Origin of the sequence: Delftia sp. K82 (assembly GCF_002193035.1) — a bacterium.
In the GTDB taxonomy this organism is placed as follows: domain Bacteria; phylum Pseudomonadota; class Gammaproteobacteria; order Burkholderiales; family Burkholderiaceae_C; genus Comamonas; species Comamonas acidovorans.
In genome coordinates this window covers 1-2,668 of the sequence record NZ_MYFL01000019.1, presented here as the reverse complement: position 1 = coordinate 2,668, position 2,668 = coordinate 1, and the positions used below count along the sequence as shown (strand labels likewise).

General features: G+C 58.7%; 2 protein-coding genes. One reads left to right on the top strand and one right to left on the bottom strand.

Features of this window, described 5'->3' with window-relative positions; translation table 11 throughout:
• The first annotated feature begins 417 nt into the window (after nucleotides 1-417).
• Nucleotides 418-1,791 (top strand): hypothetical protein, encoded by a 1,374-nt coding sequence (locus KDK82_RS31565; RefSeq protein ID WP_088167145.1) that lies wholly within the window; start codon nucleotides 418-420, stop codon nucleotides 1,789-1,791.
• A gap of 666 nt (nucleotides 1,792-2,457) precedes the next feature.
• Here KDK82_RS31565 and KDK82_RS33045 read toward each other — a convergent pair.
• Nucleotides 2,458-2,668, bottom strand: a 211-nt coding sequence (locus tag KDK82_RS33045; RefSeq protein ID WP_218827113.1) for a hypothetical protein, incomplete at its 5' end; no start/stop codon positions are given.

Sequence of the window (2,668 nt, the reverse complement as noted above, 5' to 3'; positions counted from 1 at the left end):
GCCACTGTACTTTCGTCTGTACCGATAACGCGCCAACGTACTTTAGTTTTTTTGGCCAGCAAGGCTGAGGAGCGAGCTATCGGCCGAGGCCTAAGCGCTCAGGGCCGAAGTGCGGCGGCGTCGCGGGTTGCCAAGGGCTCTCGTGTGGAAGCTGCCGACCCTGACGAGACATTGGTCGTACCGATCTCGCCTCCAAGTAGCTGTCGGTCGTAGATCCCTGCCATCTGGCCGTAACAGGCCCGCTTGCCGGCATGTAACTCGTGCACGGAGTGGTGGTGCACATGTTTTTCGCCAATCGCACCTATGCTCAGGACGACGGCTCATGGCGATTGAGTATGCTGCGCGGTAGTGGGTTAACGCCCGTCATGCAGAAATTCGCAACGTCGATCTGGTCGGAGGCGTCCAGATACCAATTTCATGAAAATCAAACTCTTTGGCCGCATCAACCAGACAACGGTATCTCCACTCGGTGAGTTCGAGAACGGCGATGTTCAGTTGTCATGCTTCGTTCAAACCCACAAGGTGAAGCTAGGACAGAACCCTCATCCACATGCGTCAGATGAAGACATCGACCGGCAATACGCGGTGTTCGCCTTCGCCGTGCCGCGTTCCGATTGGCAAAGGATTGCTGGGTTTGATGCCCAGCCCTTTGACCTGCGTTGGTTTGATATTGTCCTGGAAACTGGTGTCCACGGCCCTGAGATTACGGTTCTGGGCGACGGAGATTTGCCCGAAGTACCTTTTCACCTTGTTAAAGCGGCTCCCGTATCAGAGGCGCAAGAACTTAGTTTGAACAATTTGGTGGCGGCGCCCTTTCGTGGCAGAGGGGCCTCAGAGGCCGAAATTAGGCGCCTCATTGATGAAGCTCTAAGCAGCGCCTCTGAGTTGGATGCGTCCGTTGTGGATGTCGGCCAGGCGAGCCTGGTGGCCCTGCATGGCGTTGGCGAATGGCCGTCGATGTACTTCGACCTCGGCTGGCCGACGAATTACAACCCAGATACTCCGCCGAAGGTGCGTCCAGCACTTCGGGATGACGGCGCGTTGGTGATCCTGTCGCACTGGGATTGGGACCATTGGGGCTTGGCCAGAAAAAAAAATGGCTGGAGTAAAGTGAAGAACTGCTGGCGTATTTCCTGGGACGATATCGCGCTCAATCGCCCCTGGATCGTGCCAGGGGTAGGCAACGCTTGGGGTGGAGTAAAGATTTGTCCGCTCGATTGGCGCTTGGCACTAGCGCTGTCTCGCAAGAAGCGTTTCTACCGCTGGCCGGCGATGCTGAATGATCTCCATCTGGACCGCCTCTCCATTTATCGTCCGTCTGGTGGCAAACGTGGGGACGTCAACCAACACGGATTGGTAGTTGTGGTCGACAATCTCGCGGCCAACAAGCGCATTGGAACTGAGCCACGCGCAATGTTGTTCCCCGGCGATGCAGACTATGTGCACCTGCCTTTCATGAAGGCGGACGCTGCACTCAAATACACCTTTTCCGGGCTTGCTGCCACACACCACGGTGCGGACTTCACCAGGTCATCAATACCGCTACCGGACTTCCCTGCGGTTCTCGCGTACTCAGTCGGGCGCGGTAACAGTTACTCGCACCCCGTCAAGGGTGCCCAAATAGCCTACCTAAACGCCGGCTGGGATGTGCACGCCCATACCACCAACCGCGTCCGCCGTTCCGGGGCCGGCGGGCATTGTGTGAATGACGGCGGTGTGTTGTTGAGCACGCAAACAAACCGTGTGCTACCTGGCACAGGTTCGGGCGCCTTCTGGCTAGGAAAACAGTAGTATTTCTAAGAATCCACTCGGCACTTCGTCTGCGTCCCGCAAAGTCATCCTGACGCCGGAGATGCAGCCGTTGAACGCGTCGCGTTCAGCGATAGAGCTTCAGATCGCGCAGTGCAGATGTTGGCCATATTGGTGGACATCTGCTGCAAGAGATTGATTTTTTCAGCAACCGGTGGTTTGCAATGACGCCATACAGCCGCCGTTCGTGGCCGACCTCTGTCGTTATGCGAGGGCAAGCCTTTCTAGGGCGCGCCAGACGCCCGTTGTGTCTCGTATAAGCCTCCCTGTAGCGGGCGGGATGTTGGCCGCGACATTCCCGGGAGCGCCACTCAGGCTCGATCTGAGCCATCCAAACGATGCTCACCCCTCATCGCGCCAGTGAGGCGGGGCGGCCGTGCACTCGAAACCACCCCGCATAGGTCATCGCCAGAGGCTTCGCTCCTCATCCGCGCCCGACCTGGTCAGGCTCCCACGTCATTGCCACGAGGGCGGAGCTTCCCTCCCTCTGACTCCAGAGAGGTCATCAGCCATGGCTTCGATCCTCGTTCGCGCCTGATCTAGGGCAGTCCTTCTGCATGGCTGGCTGATCGTGGGCGCGCTCAGCCCCAGGGCCGGGGCCGCCGTCAATGCGGCGTTACGACACGGGCCGCAGGGCTGCATGGTGATTCAGCGCCAGCCTTTCGCCGGCAGTTCTGTGTGCTCCTGCAGGCCGCGCTTCGCCGCTGGCCAGCGCCTGCGCGCCCCGAAAAAACTAAAGATCAGTGGCGGAAAAACTAATGTGTAGTGGCGTTCCGCAGTAGCTTCGGGAGGCCCCTGGACACGCAGTACGTTACGCAGATAAGCCGCTGATTTCTCACGTCCTCGTAAGCCATGCCCC